At 74.7% G+C, this 1,315-nt stretch carries 1 pseudogene; it reads left to right on the forward strand.

Annotated features, from left to right (window positions below):
- Positions 1 to 1,315, forward strand: a pseudogene (locus IH13_RS0104880) (hypothetical protein); the annotation flags it as partial.

A 1,315-nucleotide genomic window follows, 5' to 3' on the forward strand; every position in this document is an offset into this window, starting at 1 on the left:
GCGGATGGCCCCGCGGCTGCGCGCCGCCGGGAAGCCCGTCGATCTGTTCACCGGCCGCTGGCACGCGGGGGCCGATCTCGACCTGCTGGACCTGTGCGTGGCGGAGGGCATCGCGCTGACACTCCCGGCACCCGGTGCGAACGTCTCTCTGGCGCTCGACCACTGGCTCCTCGACACCGCGCCACCCGTCCGGCGCGATCTGGTGGCCATCGGCGCCGACCCGCGCTTCCGGGGACTGCTGCACGGGGCCGTCGGTGCCCTGGGGACCGGGAACCGGACATCGGGCCGCATCCTGACGGCACTCGCCGCCCATCCCGTGCTCCGGGACGTCGCACGGGCGTGGCTGGAGGAGGCTGCCGAGGAGTTCACCCGCGCGGTCGGTCTGCCCGGCGCACGTGAGGCGTTCGGGCGGCTGCGCCCCTTCCGGGCGGTCGCCGACCAAATCGCCCCGGACGCCGTCGCCAGGACCGCAGGACACCGGCTCGCACCGCTGCTCGGCCGCACGCTGCGTGCCGGCATCCTGGACGAGCTGGGCTGGCCCGCCCTGGAGAAGGGCCTTTCCCTGCTGGACGCCGAGGCCAGGAGGAACGAGGACGACGCGCTGTCCGTCCATGAGTCCTGGCCCGCGCTGATCCTGGCCCGTCGCGGCAAGGCGGTCGTCGTCGGCCCCGAGGAGGTGCTGCTCGAACACGACCTGCACCTGCCGGACGGTCTCGACCGCTGGCAGCGCCCGCGTTTCCGCTACGTGGACGGGGAACTGCTGGTGATGTGGCGGAAGGGCGACAAGCAGTCGGCCTACTGGTCCGCCCGCCCCTCGGAGGTGTTCCCCCTCGGGGGCGAGCAGTTGCCCGGTTGGTGGTCGGGGCACGACGTGGACACCACCTCGGTACCGCTGCCCGGCGGCGGTCGTGCCACCGGCGGCCGCGTGCTGCACGCCGGCGACACCGAACTGCCACCGCGCCGCGCCGTCCTCGGCGACGGAACCACGTACTGGCGCCAGGGCAAGCAGGGCCGGCAGACCCTGTGGCTGGAGTACGACCCCGCCACCGGCGGCCACGGCCGCGCGTCCCTACCCGCCCTGCTGCGCTCCGGCGTCCTGGAGGACACCACGCTGCTCACGGGCTCCTGCGAGGCTCTGCCTCTGCAACCGGGCCTGGAGTCCACCCCGTTCGGCACGGACGGGACGGTGCTCGGCCGCTGGGTCCGCCGGCAGGGCGAGGGCGCCGAGACCCTGATGACGGCCGGGACACCCGACGGCCGGACGGTCACCCTGCGCGCGGACGTCGGCGGCCGTCTCCCGGGCATACCGCTGGGT

Origin of the sequence: Streptomyces sp. NRRL WC-3549 (assembly GCF_000721935.1) — a bacterium.
Lineage (GTDB): Bacteria > Actinomycetota > Actinomycetes > Streptomycetales > Streptomycetaceae > Streptomyces.